The organism is Neisseria sp. P0021.S005, from assembly GCF_051956955.1.
Map to the genome: position 1 here is coordinate 1 of NZ_JBQCWY010000751.1, position 1,430 is coordinate 1,430.

General features: G+C 40.8%; 1 protein-coding gene. It reads right to left on the reverse strand.

Annotated elements, in window-relative coordinates:
* Nucleotides 1-120: 120 nt before the first annotated feature.
* Entirely contained in the window at nucleotides 121-1,038 is a 918-nt protein-coding gene (thrB, locus tag ACTHUE_RS18980; protein WP_070459257.1) for a homoserine kinase, read from the reverse strand.
* Between the last annotated feature and the right edge of the window lie 392 nt (nucleotides 1,039-1,430).

Genomic DNA, 1,430 nt, shown 5'->3' on the forward strand with positions numbered 1-1,430 from the left:
ATCATATTCATCAGTATGATTCCCATTATTTGGCTGGCGAGACCTCCGTTTAGCGGTTCCGGCGGGGGAGGGCATTAGATAAAAGGCCGTCTGAATTTCAGACGGCCTTTTATCTATATATTATTTAAGAGTCAAGAGCAGATCCCTAAATGCATTTGGATCTTTAATAAACGTCATTTCTCCTGATTGAGGAAAATGGAAATCAAGTAGGCGTGATACCCAAAAACGAATACATCCTGCTCTTTGTGCAGTAGGGAAATACGCGCGTTCTTCATCAGATAATGGACGTACGCTTTCATAGCCGTGGATAAAGGCATCATAAAGGACAGGGTCTAACTTGTTATCAGCTGTTCGTGCCCAATCGTTAACTGCAATTGCCAGGTCGTACATGAAATTACCGTTACACGCATAATAGAAGTCGATAAAGCCGGAAACTTCATCTCCATTAAGCAATACGTTGTCCTTAAATAAATCGGCATGGATAATACCAGAAGGCAAATGCTCTCCCAGATTTTCATCTAAAGCGGCAATTTCAGATTGAAGCAGTGCGGCATCTTTAGAATCTAAAACAGGCAGCAACTGAGTGCAGGCATCGCGCCACCAGTCATCATAACGAGGGTTTTTCATTTTTAAAGGAAAGTCTTGACCGGCTAAATGCATTTTGGCCAGCATAGCACCGGTATGGAAGCATTGAGCCTCAGTTGGCCAGCCGGTATCCGAGCCATTCAAACAAGTAACCAAACAAGCCGGTTTTCCGGCCAAAATAGAATGCAGTCTGCCATCTTTGCGAGCAATCGGAGCAGCGCAGGCAACACCATTCAGACTCAAATGCTGGTTTAGTTCTAGAAAGAAAGGCAGTTCTTCTGATTTCAAAACCTCAAAAACAGTCAATACATAACGACCGGTTGAAGTAGTCAAAAAATAATTACTGTTAGTAATTCCTTGAGCAATCCCCTGCAAAGAAACAAAATCTCCCAAATCATATTGCAGAAGGAAGTCACGCATTTGAGTGTCGGAAACACTTGTATAGACAGACATAGCAAACTCGAGGCTGATATAAAAGAATCAAGGAAGCATCATACCAAAAAACAAGCGCTAATAATATAAATTAAAGCGAGGGTCAAATTCAAAAGGCCGTCTGAAAGAGCAATTCAGACGGCCTTTGTTTTGTGTTTTTTTGTATGTATGGATTGTGTAGGAAGGTTGTTGGAGTTTTTTATAAAATAAAAAACCCTGTTAAAACAGGGTGGTGGTTAAATTTCTGAAAATAATTTTGCGAAAGGTGTTGACGGGTTTTATTGTGAGGCGTATAGTTCGGTTCTTCGCTGCTGACGCGGTGAAGAAAACGAAGCAGACAGTATAACACAGTTAGTTAGAATTTTCGATAATTTTAGTTGACATTTGCTAAATGTACTGTATAATTCGATTCG